The organism is Cupriavidus sp. 30B13 (assembly GCF_049059565.2).
Taxonomy (GTDB): Bacteria; Pseudomonadota; Gammaproteobacteria; order Burkholderiales; family Burkholderiaceae; genus Cupriavidus.
In genome coordinates this window covers 373792-393075 of the sequence record NZ_CP188223.1, presented here as the reverse complement: position 1 = coordinate 393075, position 19284 = coordinate 373792, and the positions used below count along the sequence as shown (strand labels likewise).

General features: G+C 71.1%; 18 protein-coding genes. 6 read left to right on the top strand and 12 right to left on the bottom strand.

Annotated features, from left to right (window positions below; all coding sequences use genetic code 11):
* Positions 1-25: 25 nt before the first annotated feature.
* The 3 genes from ACKI2N_RS01755 to ACKI2N_RS01745 all read right to left on the bottom strand — a co-directional run bounded on the left by ACKI2N_RS01755 (position 26) and on the right by ACKI2N_RS01745 (position 3317).
* Entirely contained in the window at positions 26-325 is a 300-nt protein-coding gene (locus ACKI2N_RS01755; RefSeq protein ID WP_420994073.1) for a hypothetical protein, read from the bottom strand.
* 197 nt (positions 326-522) lie between these two features.
* Positions 523-1299 carry a response regulator transcription factor gene (locus ACKI2N_RS01750; protein ID WP_420994072.1) on the bottom strand — a complete coding sequence of 259 codons (777 nt, stop codon included), beginning with the start codon at positions 1297-1299 and terminating at the stop codon, positions 523-525.
* Complete coding sequence (locus tag ACKI2N_RS01745) at positions 1296-3317, bottom strand: sensor histidine kinase (RefSeq protein WP_420994071.1); 2022 nt, start codon at positions 3315-3317, stop codon at positions 1296-1298. The genes ACKI2N_RS01750 and ACKI2N_RS01745 overlap by 4 nt, the downstream gene beginning before the upstream one ends.
* Before the next feature lie 486 nt (positions 3318-3803).
* Here ACKI2N_RS01745 and ACKI2N_RS01740 point away from each other — a divergent pair, with 486 nt between their 5' ends.
* Complete coding sequence (locus tag ACKI2N_RS01740) at positions 3804-4688, top strand: LysR family transcriptional regulator (RefSeq protein WP_420994070.1); 885 nt, start codon at positions 3804-3806, stop codon at positions 4686-4688.
* A gap of 25 nt (positions 4689-4713) precedes the next feature.
* Here ACKI2N_RS01740 and ACKI2N_RS01735 read toward each other — a convergent pair whose 3' ends face one another.
* Complete coding sequence (locus ACKI2N_RS01735; RefSeq protein ID WP_420994069.1) at positions 4714-5703, bottom strand: zinc-dependent alcohol dehydrogenase family protein; 990 nt, start codon at positions 5701-5703, stop codon at positions 4714-4716.
* Between the two features lie 643 nt (positions 5704-6346).
* Here ACKI2N_RS01735 and ACKI2N_RS01730 point away from each other — a divergent pair.
* Together ACKI2N_RS01730 and ACKI2N_RS01725 are read left to right on the top strand one after the other, a co-directional pair.
* Positions 6347-6763 carry a DUF427 domain-containing protein gene (locus ACKI2N_RS01730; protein WP_420994068.1) on the top strand — a complete coding sequence of 139 codons (417 nt, stop codon included), beginning with the start codon at positions 6347-6349 and terminating at the stop codon, positions 6761-6763.
* Positions 6760-7407: a glutathione S-transferase family protein gene (locus tag ACKI2N_RS01725; protein ID WP_420994067.1), complete on the top strand. Its 648-nt coding sequence runs from the start codon at positions 6760-6762 to the stop codon at positions 7405-7407. The genes ACKI2N_RS01730 and ACKI2N_RS01725 overlap by 4 nt, the downstream gene beginning before the upstream one ends.
* 319 nt (positions 7408-7726) lie before the next feature.
* Here ACKI2N_RS01725 and glmS read toward each other — a convergent pair whose 3' ends face one another.
* Positions 7727-9565, bottom strand: coding sequence for a glutamine--fructose-6-phosphate transaminase (isomerizing) (gene glmS, locus ACKI2N_RS01720; RefSeq protein WP_420994066.1), 1839 nt, complete (start codon positions 9563-9565; stop codon positions 7727-7729).
* A 120-nt stretch (positions 9566-9685) separates the two neighbouring features.
* Positions 9686-11047, bottom strand: coding sequence for a bifunctional UDP-N-acetylglucosamine diphosphorylase/glucosamine-1-phosphate N-acetyltransferase GlmU (gene glmU, locus ACKI2N_RS01715; RefSeq protein ID WP_420994065.1), 1362 nt, complete (start codon positions 11045-11047; stop codon positions 9686-9688).
* 188 nt (positions 11048-11235) lie between these two features.
* Here glmU and ACKI2N_RS01710 point away from each other — a divergent pair, with 188 nt between their 5' ends.
* Positions 11236-12186, top strand: coding sequence for a DUF6279 family lipoprotein (locus ACKI2N_RS01710; protein WP_420994064.1), 951 nt, complete (start codon positions 11236-11238; stop codon positions 12184-12186).
* A gap of 34 nt (positions 12187-12220) precedes the next feature.
* Here ACKI2N_RS01710 and ttcA read toward each other — a convergent pair whose 3' ends face one another.
* The 3 genes from ttcA to ACKI2N_RS01695 form a co-directional block, all read right to left on the bottom strand.
* A complete protein-coding gene (ttcA, locus tag ACKI2N_RS01705) occupies positions 12221-13162 on the bottom strand; it encodes a tRNA 2-thiocytidine(32) synthetase TtcA (RefSeq protein ID WP_420994063.1) in 942 nt (313 codons plus the stop codon).
* Positions 13163-13332: 170 nt separating this feature from the next.
* A complete protein-coding gene (locus ACKI2N_RS01700; protein WP_420994062.1) occupies positions 13333-13734 on the bottom strand; it encodes a dihydroneopterin aldolase in 402 nt (133 codons plus the stop codon).
* Positions 13735-13801: 67 nt separating this feature from the next.
* A complete protein-coding gene (locus ACKI2N_RS01695; protein ID WP_420994061.1) occupies positions 13802-14665 on the bottom strand; it encodes an SDR family oxidoreductase in 864 nt (287 codons plus the stop codon).
* A 15-nt stretch (positions 14666-14680) separates the two neighbouring features.
* On the opposite strand from ACKI2N_RS01695, the gene ACKI2N_RS01690 reads away from it, so the two are divergent.
* Both ACKI2N_RS01690 and ACKI2N_RS01685 read left to right on the top strand, forming a co-directional pair.
* Positions 14681-15895, top strand: a complete 1215-nt coding sequence (locus ACKI2N_RS01690) for a class I SAM-dependent methyltransferase (protein ID WP_420994059.1) — start codon at positions 14681-14683, stop codon at positions 15893-15895.
* Between the two features lie 30 nt (positions 15896-15925).
* Positions 15926-16120, top strand: a complete 195-nt coding sequence (locus tag ACKI2N_RS01685; protein ID WP_420994058.1) for a DUF2905 domain-containing protein — start codon at positions 15926-15928, stop codon at positions 16118-16120.
* A gap of 13 nt (positions 16121-16133) precedes the next feature.
* On the opposite strand, the gene ACKI2N_RS01680 is transcribed toward ACKI2N_RS01685, so the two are convergent.
* The 3 genes from ACKI2N_RS01680 to ACKI2N_RS01670 all read right to left on the bottom strand — a co-directional run bounded on the left by ACKI2N_RS01680 (position 16134) and on the right by ACKI2N_RS01670 (position 19260).
* Complete coding sequence (locus ACKI2N_RS01680) at positions 16134-17372, bottom strand: multifunctional CCA addition/repair protein (protein ID WP_420994057.1); 1239 nt, start codon at positions 17370-17372, stop codon at positions 16134-16136.
* A gap of 9 nt (positions 17373-17381) precedes the next feature.
* Positions 17382-18071 carry a glutathione S-transferase family protein gene (locus ACKI2N_RS01675; protein ID WP_420994056.1) on the bottom strand — a complete coding sequence of 230 codons (690 nt, stop codon included), beginning with the start codon at positions 18069-18071 and terminating at the stop codon, positions 17382-17384.
* 163 nt (positions 18072-18234) lie between these two features.
* Positions 18235-19260, bottom strand: a complete 1026-nt coding sequence (locus ACKI2N_RS01670; protein WP_420994055.1) for a complex I NDUFA9 subunit family protein — start codon at positions 19258-19260, stop codon at positions 18235-18237.
* Positions 19261-19284: the final 24 nt, after the last annotated feature.

Genomic DNA, 19284 nt, shown 5'->3' with positions numbered 1-19284 from the left:
GGCGGCCGCGCGGGGCGCGCCGGCGCTACCCTTCCCCGCCGTGCGCGCCGCCGTCCCGGCTCTTCGCGCGGTTCCAGGCCTGCCCCGCGGCCAGCCCGGCCGCGGTCGGCAACAGCTTGTCCGAGCGCTCCGGCGTGCCTTTGTCGTAGGTCAGCAAACCCGCATCCATCATCTTGCGGATCTGCCACCGGTGCACGACCTCGGCCTTGCCGTGCGGCCCGGGCTCGACCAGCGTCACGCTCGGCAACAGATTGCCCCAGGGGTCGCGGGTGATGCGCAGGACCGCGCCTTCCACCACCCTGCCCAATAGCTCGCCCTGCCTCATCCCTGCTCCATGCTTCTTGTCTCTGCGTTCACCGGCCCCGGGGGAGATGGATAATCCCGCCGTTGCCGCCTGGTCACGATGACGGGCCGCGCCCGTGGCGGAGCAGCATACAAAAATAAGGCCCGGCAAAGCTCACAAATGCTCACGGCAGCTCGCGGCGGCTCGCGGCAACTCACCGCGATTCGCCGCGCGGCGCGCTACGCGCCGGGGCCCGGCAGCAGCAGCCAGGGCTGCACCAGCAGGTAGCCGACGCCGCGCACCGTGCGGATGACCGGCGCGTGCGGCCAGGCCTGCGAGAGCTTGCCGCGCAGGCGGCTGACGGCGACCTCGATGCGGTGCTCGTCGAACGCGAGATAGTTGCCGCCCTGCGCCTCCACCAGTTGCCGGCGCGTGGCCGCGCGCGGCGCGCTGCGCGCCAGGGCCTGCAGCAGCAGGCATTCGACGCGGGTCAGGACCAGCGCCCGGCCATCGGGCGCGAAGGCGGCCAGGCGGTGCGCGTCGAGGCGCCAGACCGGCGGCGCCTCGGGCGCCGGCGCCGGCGCGGCATCGAGGCGGCGCAGCAGGTTGGCGATCACCAGCAGCAGCTCCTCCGGGGGCGCCGGCTTGACGAGATAGGCGTCGGCGCCGCCGCGCAGGCCCGCCAGCCGGTGCGGCAGGGCGCCGCGCGCGGTCAGCACCACGATGCCGAGTTCGGGACGCGTGCGGCGCAGGCGCTCGCAGATCGAGAGCCCGTCCTCGCCGGGCAGGCCGAGGTCGAGCACCACCAGCCGGCACGGCTGGCTGGCCAGGTGCGCGTCCAGCGCCGCGCCGTGGGCCAGCCCGCTGGGGGCATAACCCGCGTGGGCGAGGTGGAACATCAGCTCGGCCCGCAGCAGCGCGTTGTCCTCCACCAGCGCGATGGGCGCGCGCGGCGCCGCGGCGCTGGCGATCGCCGCGCGGCTGGCGGCCAGGGAGGCGGAAAGCAGGCGCGTCATGCGGCCTCCGGCAGCCACAGCGCGAAGCAGGCGCCCGCGCGCCAGTCCGGCTCATAGCGCAGCGAGCCGCCGTGCAGCTCGGCGATCTTGCGCGCCAGCGGCAGCCCGAGCCCGAGGCCGGGATGGCCGGCGAGCTCGTCGAGCCGGTGGAATTTCTCGAAGATCGCCTCTTCCTTGCCGGGCGGCACGCCGGGGCCGCGGTCGCGGATGCGCCAGGCCACGCCGCGCCGGCCCATGTCGTCGCGGGCGGCGATCTCGATGCGCACCACGGTCCACGCGTGGGCGTACTTGAGCGCGTTGTCGATCAGGTTGAGCAGCGCGAAATGCAGCAGGCGCGCGTCCGCGGCCAGCGGCGGCAGCGCCTCGCCGCCCGCCTCCGCCGGCACATCCAGCACGATCCGGGCCGCGGCCCGCGGCTCCAGCGTGGCGAGCACCTCGCGGCTCAGGGCGGGCAGGTCGAGCGGGGCGGCCCGCAGGCGCTCCTCGCCGTGCGCCATCCGCTCGCGCGCCTCGGCCAGTTCGCTCAGCAGCGTGAGCCGCCGCACGGCCAGGCGGATGCTCTGGTAGCGGCTGTCGCGCTGGGCGCGGTCGGGGCGGTCGGCGCGGCCATCGTCGAGCAGGCGCAGGCTGTAGGCGGCGGCATCGATCACCGCCACCGGGGTGCGCACCTCGTGCGCCATCATGGCGAGCAGGCGGCCCTGCTCTTCGCGCGCATCGCGTTCGCGCTGCGAGGCGGCGACGGCGTGGCTGGCCTGCAGCCTCGCCAGGTTGCGCTCGCGCTCGGCATCGCGCATGCGCAGCACGATCACCAGGTGCAGCGCCAGCACCGCCGGCAGGTCCACCAGCTGGGCCATCCGCAGCGTGAAGGCATGCAGCGGCACCAGCCCCAGCGCGCCCAGCATGCCGGGCAGCAGCATGGCGCCATACATCATCAGGGCCGCCACGATCAGGCGCCCGGCCGGCCCGCCGGTGCGCCACAGGCCGGCATACACGGGGATCGAAAGCAAGTGGCCCGCCAGCGTGCCCAGGTAGAGCAGCGTCATGACCGCGGTGAAATGGCCCGTGAACGCGGCCGCCATCGCCGCGGCGCTGAGCAGCATCATGCCGTGGAAGTAGCGCAGCAGGCGCGGCGCGCGCTCGCGCAACTGCAGCAGCCGCGCCCGGAATACGTTGGCGCACAGCGCCTGCAAGCCCAGCAGCGCATCGGCCAGCGGCTGCGGCACGATGGGGCCGGCGGGAAACAGGAACTGGCCGGCCAGCCCGCCGGAGACGAACCAGCGCACGGTGCCGGCCGCGACGAACAGCGCGAAGAAACCATAGAGGCTGCGCTGCGTCACCAGCCAGCCGGCCACGTTGAACAGCACCACCGTCAGCATCAGGCCGAGGTACATGCCGGCGCCGAGGGTGCCGGCGCCGGCCGCGGCCTGCAGCGCGGGCTCCGGCCACAGCCGCAGCTCGGCCGCCATCGCCTGTGCGCTGCGCACGCGCAGGTAGAGCACGTCGCCCGGGCGCGGCTGCGCGAGCCGGAACACGGCGCCGCGCACCGGCAGTTCGCGCTGGTGGAAGGGCAAGGCGTTGCCGCCAAGGCGCTCGGCCCAGCCGCCGCCGCGCTCGGCCTGGTACAGGCGCACGTCGGCCAGCCCGCCCGCGGACACTTCCAGCAAGGGGCCGCTGCCGCGCGCCTCTTCGGGCAGCACCACGCGCAGCCAGAAGGCATCGGGCGAACGGCCCGCGCGCAGGCTGCCGCGCAGCGGCTCGAAGCTGCCGGCGGCCGCCACCTGCGCAATGTCGAGGTGCCCGCCCGGGTCGCGCAGCCAGGACACCGCCGTGCCTTGCAGCACCAGCGGAACCGTATCGGCCGCCGCCGCGCGCGCCATCAGCAGGCAGGCCAGCGCCAGTCCATGCCACGCCGGCCAGCAGACCCGCCAGAAGAACCCCGCGCCGGCCCGTCTCCCGGCCAGCGCGGCCAAACCATCCAGGCGGCATCCGAGCCGCCCGGCAAGCCAATCATGAGTCATTCCCGAGACAAGGTGCGCGGCAGGGCATTAGACCCCCCTGCCTCATGTACGACAAAGGCGAAGCTTCTACTATTCCTGCCTGCGCAAAGGGCGCATGAAGGCACGCGCGCAAGCGCGGCAGGATGCCCTGTATCGGGCAGGTCTTTTTGGTTTCGGCGCGGCCTGCGGCCGGGCGGGTTCCCTTCTTGCGTGTCCGGGGAACCCTGGCCCGGTGCTGCCCATGCCACTCCAGGAGCGCAGGACCGATGCCGCCGCGGCCAGCGTGGCGAATCGCATCCGCGCGGCAGTTTGCCACATCTGGGTGACGCGACGAAGACAGGTTGCCTGGCGCGGCCGCGGCGGGAGGTCGGCGCCACCCGCGACGGCATCCAGGGCGAGCGCCGCGACGGCCGCCGCGCGGCGGGGCCGGCAAGCTGCATTTGTCCATTCCGCGCGGACCGCGGAAGGCGCAAAATCGCGGAATATTCATTCCGCCGGAGAATCAGGATGGACCGCCTTGCGGCAATCGAGATGTTCATACGCGTGGTGGATACCGGCTCGTTCTCGGCCGCCGCGCGGCACTACGAGGTCGGCCAGCCGGCCGTGTCGAAGGCGGTCGCGCACCTGGAGGAATGGCTCGGGGTCAAGCTCCTGCTGCGCTCGACGCGCGCGCTCACGCCGACCGAGGCCGGCAGGAATTTCTACCAGCGCGCCAGGCGCGCCGTGGAGGAAGCCGACGAGGCGGTGCTGGCCGCGCGGGGCACGGCCGCGGGCCTGTCCGGCAAGCTGCGGGTGTCGGCGGCGGTGTGCTTCGCGCGGCTGCATATCGTGCCGCGGCTGCCGCAATTCATGGAGCAGCACCCGAACCTGGAACTGGAGCTGGTGCTCGACGACCGCAACATCGACCTGGTCGACGAAGGCATCGACGTCGCCTTGCGCATGGGCGCGCTGGCGGACTCCAGCATGACCGCGCGCAGGATAGCCGAGGCGCGCCGCCGCGTGGTCGCGACGCCCGAATACTTCAGGCGGCACGGCACGCCGGCGGTTCCCGCCGACCTGCTGGCGCACCAGGCCGTCATCTACACGCGCGACGGCGGCGGCGAAGACTGGAAGTTCCGCAAGGAGACCGCCGAGTTCTCGGTCAAGATGCAGGGCCGGGTGAAGATCAACGCCACCGAAGGCCTGCGCGCGGCGGTGCTGGCCGGCATGGGCCTGGCCATCGCCTCCGAATGGGCCTTCACGCCCGAGCTGAAGTCGGGCGCCGTGGTCGCGGCGATGGACGACTGGGTGCTGCCGTCCATCAGCCTGTCGGCGGTGTACCCGACCGGCCGCCTGGCCAGCACCAAGGCCAGGCAGTTCACCGGCTTCGTGGAGAGCTGCCTGGCGGCCTAGCCGGCGCGGGACGGCGTGGGCCTGGCTACACGGTCACCACGATCTTGCCGAACTGGCCGTTGTTCTCCAGGTAGCGGTGCGCGTCCACGATGTCGTCGAACTTGAAGGTGCGGTCGATGACGGGCTTGAGCGCGCCTTCCTCCAGGCCCTTGAGGACGAAGGCCACCGCGGCCTTGCGGCCCGCTTCGTCGCCACTGGTGAGCCAGATGTTGTGCGCCTTGACGGCCGTCATCTTGCCGATCATGTCCAGCACGGGCAGCGTGGTGGGGCCTTCGCTGAGCGCGCCGTAGATGTAGGCGATGCCCTGGAAGGCCAGCGCCGACACCAGCTTCTGGAAATTCGGGCCGCCCACCGGGTCGAACACCACGCGCGCGCCCTTGCCATCGGTGATGCGCATGGTTTCCTGCAGCAGGTCGGCCTCTTCGGTGACGATCACGTGCGCGGCGCCCGCGTCGATCAGCTGCTGGCGCTTCTCGGCGGTGCGCGTGAGCGCGACGGAAGTCGCGCCGGCGTAGTTGGCGAGCTGGATCGCGGCCAGCCCCACGCTGCTGGAAGCGGCCGGGATCAGGACGAAGTCGCCCTTGCCCACCTTGGCGTCTTCGATGAGCGCGCCGTAGGCCGTCACGAACATCATCCACACCGAGGCGGCCTCGGCGAACGACAGCGAGGCGGGATGCTTCACCACGGCATAGGCCGGCACCAGCACCACCTCGCCATAGGTGAAGTACTGGTTCATCGAGAAAGCCGGGATCACGCTGACCGCGTCCCCCACCGCGATGCCGGCGACCTCCGCGCCCACGGCGTCGACGATGCCGGCGGCTTCGTAGCCCAGGCCCGCCGGGAAGCGGGCGGGTTCGATGTAATCGTCGTTGCGCCACATGGACTCGGCGCGGTTGATGCCGATCGCCTTGACCTGGATGCGGACCTCGGCGGGGCCGGGAGCGGCCACCTGCGTCTCGACGAATTCGAGGACTTCCGGTCCTCCGGCCTTGGCGAACTTGATGGTGCGTGACATGAGAAACCTCTTGGTTGGGTGGATGAGGCGGCGGGAGGTCCCGGGGAACATGCCCCGGATGCGTCCCGCCCGCTCAGGCCGTCTCGGCAATGTCGAGAGCGGGGGACTCCGTGCCGTGCCGTTCGTTGCCGTCCCGGAACGCCGCGCGGACATGGCGCGGCCGCCCGCGGCCAGGGCCGCGATGCAAGGCGCCGTCGCCTCTGGCGCGCGGCGCGATCCCATGCGGACAGGCAATCTTATACTCGCCCGGCACCTTCGACATGGGGCCGAAGGCGGCCTGCGGATTGCTGCCGGGAACGTTGCTCCGGTGGCCCGGCACGGCGATTCGCTGGAAACCAATTTATCCATTCCGGCCGCGCTGCGGTAGGCGCGCATCCGCATAGGCGTCATTCCAGCCGAGGATGAATGCGCTCGCGCGCCCGGGCGGGCCAGTTCGCCGGCGGGCGACAGGCAAAGTCTCCGGGCGTGGTCTCCCGCTTGTCGCATACCATGCCTGGCAGGCATGCCCGCCAGCCTACAAAGTCTTTTCCGTTTGCGCCTGCCGCCACTAGATTAACGGCTCGACAGCGGACGCGCAGGCCGGCCTCATCGGGAGGCCGCGCCAAACCCGCGCGCCCGGCAATGCCATGCAAGGAGCACACCCATGTCAGGCAACCCCGCCCCCAACCGGCCCGTGAAGATCCCGGGCCCCGACCATCCGCTCACCATCGAACGCAATCCCGCGCGGGTGGTGGTCAGGCTCGCCGGCAAGGTCATCGCCGATACGCGCGAAGCATGGACGCTGCGCGAGGCCGCCTATCCGCCCGTGCTGTACGTCCCGCGCAAGGATGCGGACATGACGCTGCTGGAGCGCACCACCCACGGCACCTACTGCCCCTACAAGGGCGAGTGCGCCTACTACTCGATCCCGTCCGGCGGCGAGCGCTCGGTCAACGCCGTCTGGACCTACGAAGATCCCTATGCCGCCGTGGCGCAGATCAAGGATCACCTCGCCTTCTATCCCGATCGCGTCGACGCGATCGAAGAGCTGGCGGACCTTCAACATGGAGAAACGAAATGACGACCAGCGCGCCCGTGCTGTACGAATCCAAGGCCTCGCCCAACGCGCGCCGCGTGCGCATCTTTATCGCCGAGAAGGGGCTCGAAATCCCGCTGCGGGCGGTCGACCTGGGCAACAAGGAGCAGTTTTCGCCGGCCTACAAGGCCATCAATCCGCGCAGCCAGGTGCCGGCGCTGGTGCTCGCCGACGGCACGACCATCGCCGAGGTGCCCGCCATCTGGCGCTACCTGGAAGAAGAGTTCCCGCGGCATCCGCTGCTGGGCACCACGGCGAAGACGCGCGCGCTGGTGGCCATGTGGGAGCGCCGCGCCGAGCTGGACGGCTTCGCGGCGGTGATGGAAGGCGTGCGCAACGCGGTCGAAGGCCTGAAAGGCCGCGCGCTATCAGGCCCGCACGCTTATGAGCAGATTCCCGAACTGGTCGGGCGCAGCAGGCAGCGCGTGGCGAACTTCTTCGCCGATTTCGACGCGCGCCTCGCCTCGGTTCCGTTCGTGGCCGGCGATGCGTTCTCGGCGGCCGACATCACCACGCTGGTGACGGTCGATTTCGCCGCGGGCGCGCTGAAGATGCCGATCCCCGCCGGGCACGCCGCCCTGCAGCGATGGTATGACGAAGTCTCGGCACGCCCGGCGACGAAGGCATAGCGGGCACGGAAGCGGGTCCGCCGCCTGGCGGACCTTGAAGACCTTGAAGATCTTGCCAGCCTTGTAGGCGGACGGCCGATAGCGGCCGGCCCCGTTCTGGCCAACACTCGACTCGTGAACAACTGCTTTCCTTCCCCGCCTCCGCCCCTGGCGGCACCGTCTTGCCCGCGGGCGGCGCGGCATGGGATACAAGCGCATGTCCGACGTGGCCGAGTCCAACCCCGCGCGGCCGCCCGGTGAGCCTGCCCGTGCCCCGCACGGACCGCCCCGGGCGCCGCCGCGCCGGCGCCTAGTGCGCCCGGCGCGCCCTCTGTTGCCCTTACTCCACCGTGACCGACTTGGCCAGGTTGCGCGGCTTGTCGACGTCCGTGCCGCGGGCGCAGGCCGTGTGGTAGGCCAGCAGCTGCAGCGGCACCACGTGCAGGATCGGCGAGAGATCGCCGTAGTGCTCGGGCAGGCGGATCACCTGGATGCCTTCGCTCGACTGGATGTGGGTATCGCTGTCGGCGAACACGTAGAGGCGCCCGCCGCGCGCGCGCACTTCCTGGATGTTGGACTTGAGCTTTTCCAGCAGCGCGTCGTTGGGCGCCACCGTGACCACCGGCATGGCCTCGGTCACCAGCGCCAACGGGCCGTGCTTGAGCTCGCCGGCCGGATAGGCCTCGGCGTGGATGTACGAGATTTCCTTGAGCTTGAGCGCGCCTTCGAGCGCGATCGGGTAGTGCAGGCCGCGGCCCAGGAACAGCGCGTTCTCGCGGCGGGCGAAGTCCTCCGACCACGAGATGATTTGCGGCTCCAGCGCCAGCACGCCGTGCAGCGCGGCCGGCAGGTGGCGCAGGTTGGTCAGCGCGGCGGCCTCGGCTTCGGCGCCGAGCTTGCCGCGCACCTTGGCCAGCGCCAGCGTCAGCATGTACAGCGCGGCGAGCTGGGTGGTGAAGGCCTTGGTGGAAGCCACGCCGATCTCGGTGCCGGCGCGGGTCAGGAAGCGCAGTTCGGTCTCGCGCACCATCGCGCTGGTGGCCACGTTGCACACGGCCAGCGTGTGGGTGTGGCCGAGCGACTTGGCGTGGCGCAGCGCGGCCATGGTGTCGGCGGTCTCGCCGGACTGCGAGATCACCACCACCAGCGCGCGCGGGTCGGGCACGGTCTCGCGGTAGCGGTATTCGCTGGCGACCTCGACCTGGGTCGGGATCTTCGCCACCGACTCGAGCCAGTACTTGGCGGTGCAGCCCGAGTAGTAGCTGGTGCCGCAGGCCAGGATCAGGATGCTGTCGATCTCGCCGAACACGCTCGCCGCGCCGGGGCCGAACAGTTCCGGCGTGATGGCGTCCACGCCCTCGAGCGTGTCGCCGAGCGCGCGCGGCTGCTCGAAGATTTCCTTCTGCATGAAGTGGCGGTACGGGCCCAGCTCGACGGCCGCGGCGTGGGTCTCGACCACGCGCACTTCGCGCTCGGCCAGGTGGTCGTGCACGTCGCGGATGGTGGCGCCCTCGCGGGTCAGCTCCACCACGTCGCCCTCTTCCAGGTAGATGATGCGGTTGGCCGTGCCGGCCACGGCCAGCGCGTCCGAGGCCAGGAACGATTCGTTCTCGCCCAGCGCCACCACCAGCGGCGAGCCGGCGCGCGCGCCGACCACGCGCTCGGGATGGTCCTTGGCGAACACCGCGATGGCGTAGGCGCCGTGCAGGCGCTTGGTCACGGCGCGCACCGAGGCGAACAGGTCGCCGCGCGTGGCGCTGCTGGGATAGCTGTAGGCCTGGTGGATCAGGTGGGCCACGACCTCGGTGTCGGTCTGCGACTCGAAGCCGTAGCCGGCCGCGCGCAGCTCTTCGCGCAGCGGCTCGTAGTTCTCGATGATGCCGTTGTGCACCAGCGCGATGGTCTCGCCCGAGAAATGCGGGTGGGCATTGGTGGTGTCGGGCTTGCCGTGGGTGGCCCAGCGCGTGTGCGCCACGCCGGTGAAGCCGGCCAGGCCGGAGGCGCGGGTCTGCTCGTCCAGGTCGGCCACGCGCGAGACGGTGCGCGCGCGCTCGAGCGCGCCTTCGCGCACTACGGCCACGCCGCAGGAGTCATAGCCGCGGTATTCGAGGCGGCGCAGGCCTTCGATCAGGACCGGTACGATGTTGCGCGTGGAAACCGCGCCGACGATGCCGCACATAGTTTTCTCCCGATAGGCGCGGTCATGGCCGCGCCGGTTGCTTTGCGCGGTAACGGCGGCGCCGTCACCCGCGTGTTGCCAGTGCCGCCCGGCATGTGCCGGGCCGCACGGAGGCGGGGGTTATTTCCTGGCCTGCTTGACCGGACGCTGCCAGCCGTCGAGGGTCATCTGCTTGGCGCGCGACAGCGTCAGCTTGTCGGCCGGCGCGTCCTTGGTCAGCGTGGTGCCGGCGCCGAGCGTGGCGCCGCGCCGCACGGTGACCGGCGCCACCAGTTGCGTGTCGGAGCCGATGAAGACGTCGTCCTCGATCACGGTGCGGTGCTTGTTGGCGCCGTCGTAGTTGCAGGTGATGGTGCCGGCGCCGATATTGACGCGCGAGCCGACCGTGGCATCGCCCACGTAGGCGAGGTGGTTGGCCTTGCTGTGCGCGGCGATCTGGCTGTTCTTGACCTCGACGAAATTGCCGATGTGCACGTCCTCGCCCAGCACGGTGCCGGGACGCAGCCGCGCGTACGGGCCGATGCGGCCCTGCGCGCCCACGCTGGCGTCCTCGAAGTGGCAGAACGGCTGCAGGCGCGCGCCCGCGCCGATGGTGCTGTTGCGGATCACGCAGCTGGCGCCGACGTGGGCGCCGTCTTCCAGGTGCACGCGGCCTTCGAACACGCAGTTGACGTCGATGGTGACGTCGCGCCCGCAGGTGAGCTCGCCGCGGATGTCGATGCGCGCCGGGTCCATCAGCGTCACGCCGGCTTCGAGCAGGCGCTGCGCCAGGTTGCGCTGGTGGATGCGCTCCAGCTCGGCCAGTTGCACCTTGCTGTTGACGCCCAGCGTTTCCCACAGCGCGGCGGGCTGGGCCGAGACCACGGCCACGCCGTCGGCGACGGCGCGCTCGACCGTGTCGGTCAGGTAGTACTCGCCCTGCGCGTTGTCGTTGCGCAGCGTCGACAGCCAGCGGCGCAGGTGGCCGGTGGGCGCCATGATGATGCCGGTGTTGATCTCGCGGATGGCGCGCTGCGCCTCGCTGGCGTCCTTCTGCTCGACGATGCGCGTGATGCTGCCGCCCTCGCGCACGATGCGGCCATAGCCGGTGGGATCGTCCATCTCCACGGTGAGGATGCCCAAGCGCCCCGCGCCGGCTTCGGCCACCAGGCGCTGCAGCGTGCCGGGCTCGGTCAGCGGCACGTCGCCGTACAGCACCAGCGTGGGCTGGCTGTCGTCGAGCAGCGGCAGCGCCTGCGCCACGGCGTGGCCGGTGCCGAGCTGCTCGGCCTGCAGGGCAAAGGCGACGTCGTCCGCGCCCACCGCCTCGCGCACGCGCTCGGCGCCATGCCCCACCACCACCACCAGCCGCGTCGGCGACAATTGGCGCGCCGTGGCAATCACATGCGCAAGCAGAGGGCGGCCGGCGAGCGGATGCAGTACCTTGGGCAGCGCGGAATTCATCCGCTTGCCCATTCCCGCAGCGAGAATGACGATATTCACAAGGAGGATCCTAAGTGAGTGTGTCCATGAAACCGTTTGAAGCCGCCCCCCGGACCGGAGCGGGGGCGGACGCGCCGGCCGGTCTGATGATCGGGGTTCCGGGGCGCGCGGCACAGCCCACCGCGGAGGGGAAGGGTAAGCGCCGGGAAGCGCCGGATCGGCCGGATCGCGCGGGAAAGGATTCTATCATGGGGGTTTTGCGCCGTTCGTCACCAATTCTGACGATTTTGCGCGCCTTGCGGCACCTGGCGCTGGCCGGTGCGGTGGTGGCGCTGGCCGCCTGCAACGCCATGAAACTGGGCTACCAGCAGGGCGACCGGCTGGCGTTCTGGTGGATCGACAACTATGTCGACGTATCCGCCAGCCAGGAGCCGCTCACGCGCGACGCCATCGCCCGCTTCTTCGCCTGGCACCGCCGCGAGCAGCTGCCCGAGATCGCCGGCCTGCTGCGCCAGGCCAAGAGCGAAGTGCAGCGGCCGGTCACGCCGGCCGAGGTGGCCAGGATCCAGGAAGGCGCCCAGCGCCTGGCGCGCGTGGCGTTCGACCGCTCCACGCCCGACGTGGCCGACCTGCTGCTCACGCTCACGCCCGAGCAGATCGCCCGCATGGAGAAGAAATTCGGCGACGCCAACGCCAAGTACCGCAAGGAATACCTGCGCCCCGACCCGGCCGCGCGCGAGGAAGCCCGCTACGACAAGGTGATGGACTACGCGCGGCTGATCTACGGACGCTTCTCCGACGAGCAGGAAAACACCATCCGCCGCGCGCTGGGGCCGGTGGTGCAAGGCGCCGAGGCGCGCTACGACGAGCGCGTCAAGCGCCAGCAGGAATGGCTGGCGCTGGCGCGGCAGGTGCAGGCCACCCATCCGCCCCGTGCCCAGGTGGTGGAGATGCTCAAGCGCTACGGCGACCACTGGCAGAACCCGCCCACGCGCGAGCGCGACGCGCGCTACGACGCCAACAACGAGGCGGGGCTGGTGCTGACGGCCACCATCGCCAACCTGACCACGCCCGAGCAGAAGAACCACGCGGCCGAGCGCTTCCAGAAATGGATCGACGACGCCAGCGCGCTGATGCGCGAAAGCCCGCCCGGCACCGCCAACGCGGCCGGCGCGCAGCCGGCGCGGGCGGACAACTAGCCGCCGCAGCGGCCGCCGCAGCCGCCTTTCTTCCTTACTCCGCGCTGGCCGGCTCGGCGCCGGCCGGCGCGGATTTCTCGAAGCGCACGAACTCCAGCTTGTTCTCCTCCATGCCGCCGGCGAACACCAGCGGCTGCTGGGCAAAGCTGGTCTGGCCGAACAGCGTGGCCTCGTCCACCTTGGCCAGCCCGGTGGCCAGGCCGTTGAAGTCGAACAGCTCGGTGTCGGCCAGGTGCGAGGGCACCACGCTGCGCAGCGCGGCGAAGATGTTGTCGATGCGGCCCGGGCTCTGGCGCTCCCACTCCAGCAGCATCTCCTTGACCTTCTTGCGCTGCAGGTTCTCCTGCGAGCCGCACAGGTTGCACGGAATGATCGGATAGGCCATGGCGCGCGCATAGGCGGCGATGTCCTTCTCCGGGCAATAGGCCAGCGGGCGGATCACGATGTGCTGGCCGTCGTCGGTGGCCAGCTTGGGCGGCATGGCCTTCATCTTGCCGCCGAAGAACAGGTTCAGGAAGAAGGTCTGGACGATGTCGTCGCGGTGGTGGCCCAGCGCGATCTTGTTGGCGCCCAGTTCCTTGGCGGTGCGGTAGATCACGCCGCGGCGCAGGCGCGAGCACAGCGAGCAGGTGGTCTTGCCCTCGGGCACCTTTTCCTTGACGATGGAATACGTGTCCGCGTCCACGATCACATACTCCACCCCGACCGACTTGAGGTACGCCGGCAGGATGTCCGCGGGAAAGCCCGGCTGCTTCTGGTCGAGGTTCATCGCGATGAGCCTGAACTTGACCGGGGCGCGCTTCTGCAGCGCCATCAGCACCGACAGCATGGTGTACGAGTCCTTGCCGCCGGACAGGCAGACCAGCACCGTGTCGCCGTCCTCGATCATCTTGAAGTCGCCGATGGCGCGGCCCGTCTGCGACTGGAGGTAGGTTTCCAGGCGGTAGAAGTTCTTGGAATGCGTGGTGGCGGTCATGGCGCTCGGATCGGGGAATGCGGGGGGCGGAACGGCGGGCGATGCGGCAGCCGCGTCACTTGCGGTGCCGGCGGCCCGGGCCGTAGCCGGACAGCCCGGTATTTTAGCTTGAGCGCCCCGTGCGCGCCGGCTGCCGCCCGCGTGCGGGCCGGCGGGCCGCCGTGCGCGGCTTACGCGCCCTTGATGTGGAAGACCTCGACGCCGACCGAATCGCAGTCCGGATAGACGTCCGGCTTCTCGGTCGAGACGCGCACGGCGCGCACCTTGGGGTGCCTGAGCATGGCGCGCGCGACGTCGTCGCACAGCGTTTCCTGCAGGTGCACGTGGCCCTGCGCCATGCGCTCGGCCACGGTGTTGCGCATGAAGTCGTAGTCCACCACTTCCTGCAGCTTGTCTTCCTGGGGCGTGCTCTGCGCCAGCGGCACGAACAGGTCGATATTGATCAGCACGCGCTGCTCGCCCTTTTTCTCGAATTCGTGCACGCCGATGTTGATCTGCACTTCGTAATTGCGCAGGAACATGCGGCGGCAGTCCTGCAGGCTGGGGTGGGTAAGGGCGGCGAGCATGGTCATGATGGGGGGAAACCGGATCTGGAAGGCGCGGGCCGGGCAGCGGCCGCGCGCCGGGTAAGTCAAAGGGTCATTCGGTGAGGAACATCACGTCGCGCGCGAGCGGCATCAGGTGCTGCCCGCCATCGACGTAGAGCGTGGTGCCGGTCACGGCGCGCGCCTCGGCCAGGTAGGCCACCGCCTGCGCGATGTCTTCCGGCGTGGACGAGTGGCCCAGCGGCGTCATGCAGTGCGCGCGCCGGAAGCTCGAGCCGGACTGGTCGCCCGAGACCATGGTAATGCCGGGCGCCACGCCCACCACGCGCAGCTTGGGCGCGAGCGCCTGGGCCAGTTGCACGGTGGCGGTCTGCAGCGCCGCCTTGGACAGCGTGTAGGACAGGAAATCCGGGTTGAGGTTGTCCAGCTTCTGGTCCAGCAGGTTGATCACCACGCCGGTCTGCCCTTCGGGCAGCGCGCGGTGCAGCTCGCGCGACAGCAGCAGCGGCGCCGCCACGTTGGTGCGCATGTGGGTGTCGAGCGAGGCATACGAGAAGCTGGTCGCCACGTCGTACTGGAACAGCGAGGCATTGTTGACCAGGCAGCCCGGCACGCCCAGCGCCGCGGTGCAGGCGGCGACCAGCTTGCTGGTGGCGGCCTCGTCGGCGAGGTCGGCCTGCAGCACGGCGGCGCGGCGGCCGCGCGCGCGGATCTGGCCGGCCAGCGCCTCGGCCTCGGCCAGCGAGCGGTGGCAGTGCACGGCCACGTCCCAGCCGCGCGCGGCCAGTTCCAGCGCGATCACGCGGCCGAGCCGGCGCGCGGCGCCGGTCACCAGCGCGACGCCGCGCGCGGGCGCGGCGGCGGCGGCGGAAGCGGCAGGAGCGGCGGCAGCGGAATCGGAAGCGGCAGCCGACGGGCCGCCGGGCGATGCGGAGTCAGGAGATACGGAGTCGGGCATTGCTACAATCGCGGTATGCACAAAGGCGCTAGTCTACCCCTTCCCCCCGCAGACGCGCTGAGCGCCTCTGCCACGCTCAGCGCACATATCGCCCAGGCCATCGACGCGGCCGGCGGCTGGCTCGGTTTCGACCGCTACATGGCGCTGGCGCTGTATGCGCCCGGCCTCGGCTATTACAGCGGCGGCGCCGCCAAGTTCGGCCGCGACGCGCGCGACGGCAGCGACTTCGTCACCGCCCCCGAGCTCAGCCCGTTCTTCGCCCGCACGCTGGCGCGCCAGTTCGCGCCGCTGCTGGCCGAACCGGGCCTGGCGCAACTGCTCGAATTCGGCGCCGGCACCGGCCGCCTGGCGGCAGACCTGCTGCTGGCGCTGGAACAGGAAGGGCAGCTGCCGGGGCGTTATGCCATCGTCGAACTCTCCGGCGAGCTGCGCGCGCGCCAGCAGGCCACGCTGGCCGCGCGCGCCCCGCACCTGGCCGCGCGCGTGGAATGGCTCGATACGCTGCCCGGGCATTTCGAGGGCGTCATCGTCGGCAACGAAGTGCTCGATGCCATGCCGGTGCGCCTGTTCGCGCGCAGCCACGGCCGCTGGCTCGAGCGCGGCGTGATCCGGCAGGAGGCCGCGGCAGCCGGAAATGCGGCGCAGACCGGCGCCGCCTTCGCCTTCTCCGACCGCCCCGTGCCCGCCGGCGACCTGCCCGAGGCGCTGCACGCGATCCCCGGCGACCACGACATCGTCACCGAGACCCACGCCGAAGCCCAGGGCTTCGTGCGCGCGGTGGGCGCGATGCTCGCGCGCGGCGCCGCCTTCTTCATCGACTACGGCTTCCCGGCCGCCGAGTACTACCACCCGCAGCGCATGGGCGGCACGCTGATGTGCCACTACCGCCATCACGCGCACCCGGACCCGTTCCTCTACCCCGGCCTGCAGGACATCACCGCCCACGTCGACTTCAGCGGCATCGCCCACGCCGCGGCCGACACCGGCCTGATCGTGGCCGGCTTCGCCTCGCAGGCGCGCTTCCTGATGAACGCCGGCATCACGGAACTGCTGATGGCGCTGGACCCGGGCGACACGCGCAGCTTCCTGCCCGCCGCCAACGCGGTGCAGAAACTGCTGTCCGAGGCCGAGATGGGCGAGCTGTTCAAGGTCATCGCGCTGACCCGCGGCCTCGACCACGCGCTGCCGCTGGCCGGCTTCGCGCGCGCCGACCGCAGCCACGCGCTATAGTCACGCACCCGAACCCCACAGGCACGCACCATGCTGCGCTGGACCTTCACCATCTTCCTGGCCGTCATCGTGCTGTCGGCGGCCTTGCCATGGCTGCAGAAGCTGGGGCTGGGGCGGCTGCCCGGGGACGTGCGCTTCCGCCTGTTCGGGCGCGATTTCATGCTGCCGTTCGCGTCGACGATCCTGCTGTCGATGGTGGCGCTGGCGGTGGGGAAGCTGATCTAGCCGCGCCTGACGGTCACGGCGCCCCCAGCGCCGCCTCCACCGCCGCCACCCGCGCCGCATGCACGCGATCCTTGATCAGGCCCGCATCGCCGGCACATTCCCGGGCCACCGCGCCCGCATCCACCGACGAAGCCGCCGCCAGCGCCCGCATCAGCCGCGCCGTCTGCGGATAGCTGCGCTCCTCGAACCCCAGCCGCCCGCGCGCGTCGGCCTCGCAGGCCTGCAGGATCCCGGCGAAGCGCGCCGGCTTGCGCAGCGCGTCGCAGCGCTCCAGCAGGCGCGTCAGCGCCGCGGCGCCGAAGGTGTCGCTGCGGTGGATGTTGCCGTGCTCGCGCGCCACCGCCACCGCGAGGTCGCGGCATTCGGTGGGCACGCGCAGGCGCTTGCAGACGTCTTCGAGCAGCGCCACGCTGCGCTGCTCGTGGCCGATATGGCGCGGCAGGACGTCCGCCGGCGTGGTGCCCTTGCCGAGGTCGTGCACCAGCGCCGCGAAGCGCACCGGCAGCGCGGCGCCCATGGCGGCGGCGGTGTCGATCACCATCATCACGTGCACGCCGGTATCGACCTCGGGGTGGTAGTCGGCGCGCTGCGGCACGCCCCACAACCGGTCCAGCTCGGGCAGCAGGCGCGCCAGCGCGCCGCAGTCGCGCAGCACGCCGAACATGCGGGAGGGCTTTGCCTCCATCAGGCCGCGCGCGAGTTCCTGCCAGACGCGCTCGGCCACCAACGCGTCGACCTCGCCGGCTTCGACCATGCGGCGCATCAGCGCGAGCGTGTCCGGCGCCACGGTGAAGTCGTGGAAGCGCGCGGCGAAGCGGGCCACGCGCAGGATGCGCACCGGGTCTTCGGCGAAGGCTTCGGACACGTGGCGGAACTGGCGCGCGGCCAGGTCGCGCTGGCCGCCGTAGGGATCGATCACCGGGCCGGCGAGTTCGCCGCCGGCATCGACCGCGCGCGCCATGGCATTGATGGTGAGGTCGCGCCGCACCAGGTCGTCTTCGAGCGTGACGTCGGGCGCGCAGTAGAAGGCGAAGCCCTTGTAGCCGGCCGCGGTCTTGCGCTCGGTGCGCGCCAGCGCGTACTCCTCCCTGGTCCGCGGATGGAGGAAGACCGGGAAATCCTTGCCCACCGGCTTGTAGCCGGCGGCTTCCATCTCGGCCGGAGTCGCGCCCACCACCACGTAGTCGCGGTCCTGGCTGGACTTGCCCAGCAGGGCGTCGCGGATGGCGCCGCCTACGGCATACACCTGCATGGACGGTCCTCAGCGGTTGATGACGATGGCGTCGGCGCGGTCCGGCGCGAGCCGGTACGGCTCGTCCTCCACGATGAAATCGCGCTCCTCGCGCGCATCGGCGATCCAGGCCTGCATGGTGGGCAGCGCGAGGATGAAGTCGGCGTAGCGCTTGGCTTCGTCGGGCAGGTGGGTGCCATAGGTGGCGAAGCGGCTGACCACCGGCGCGAAGTACGCGTCGGCGACGGTGAAGGCGCCGAACAGGAACGGGCCGCCGGCGCCGAAGCGCGCGCGCAGGTCGGTCCAGATCGCGGCGATGCGGTCCACGTCGCGCTGCACGGCCACGTTCCAGCCCAGGCCGGGCAGCACCGCGGTGACGTTCATCGGCATCTGGCTGCGCAGGTTGCCGAAGCCGGCGTGCATCTCCGCGCAGACCGAGCGCGCCAGCGCGCGCGCGCTGCGCTCGGCCGGCCACAGTTGCTTGTCGGGAAAGCGCTCGGCCAGGTACTCGGCGATGGACAGCGTGTCCCACACGGCGAGGTCGCCGTCGACCAGCACGGGTACCTTGCCGGCCGGCGAATGGCGCGCCACCAGCGCGTCGAATTCCGGCGTGGACAGGCGCACGTTGATCTCCTCGAAGGCGATGCCGGCCTGCCGCATCAGCAGCCACGGGCGCAGCGACCAGGACGAATAGTTCTTGTTGCCGATGACGAGCTTCATCGCGGAATCCTTGCTGGAACTGGGAAGGGAGCGGCCGGGAAAGCACACCGGCGGAACAAGGCATTGTAGCCAGCCGCGCCGGGCCGCTCCAAGCGAATTGCGCTCGCAGCGATGTGAGCGCAGGTCACAAGCGGGCGGGGCCGGCCGGCCCGCCGTTGCGCTTTCAGCGATACACGCTGCGCCGCAGGGTCTGCATCTGGCTTTCATGGCCGCGGCCGGCCAGCACGTCGGTCATCGCCGCCTCCAGGCTGACCGGCTGGCGCAGGCCGAGCTCCGGCGCGAGCGGGCCCTGCATGACGTTGTCGAGCCGCATGGAGTCCAGGTTGTCGCGCGTCATCACCGGCGTGCCCGGCATGTGCTCGAGCACGGCCGCCTGCAGGCGCGCCAGCGCGTCGGGCAGGTGCAGCACCGGGCGCGGGTGGCCGCTGGCCTGGCCGGCATAGCGCACCAGCGCCTCGAGCGTGTAGACCTGCGGCCCGGCCAGGTCATAGGCGTGGCCGATGGTGGCGGGCGTGGCCATGGCGTTGACGAAGGCTTGCGCCACGTCCTGCACGTAGACCGGCTGGAAGCGCGCCTGCGCGCACGCCAGCGGCACCACCGGCGCGATCTGCTGCATGTGGGCGAACAGATTGAGGAAGTGATCGTCGGGGCCGAAGATCACGGACGGGCGGAAGATGGTCCAGTCCAGCGCGCTTTCGCGCACCACGCGCTCGCCGTCGCCCTTGCTGCGCAGGTACATCGACGGGCCGGCGCTGTCCGCGCCCAGCGCGCTCATGTGCAACAGCCGGCGCACGCCGGTGCTGCGGCAGGCGTCCACCAGGCGGCGCGGCAGGTCCACGTGCGCGGCGGCGAAGGCCGCACCGTAAGGCTCGGCCCGCTCGCCGTGCAGGATGCCCACCAGGTTGACCACGATGCCGTCGGTGCCCAGCGAGCCGACGGCGGCATTGAGGTCGGCATCGTTGCGCACGTCGAGCTCGAGGACCTCCACGCGCGGCAGCAACAGCAGGTGCTGGGCGTGCTCGGCGTCGCGCGTGGCCGCGACGATGCGCTCGGGGTCGATGGGCGGCTCGGTCACGCTGCCCGGCTCGAGCGGCGTGGCCGAGGCGGTGGCCACGCCCGCCAGGCGCGCCACCAGGTGGCTGCCGACGAAACCGGCTCCGCCGATCACTAGAACATGGCTGGTCTGCATGGATTCCTCCGTGGCAAGGCCCGG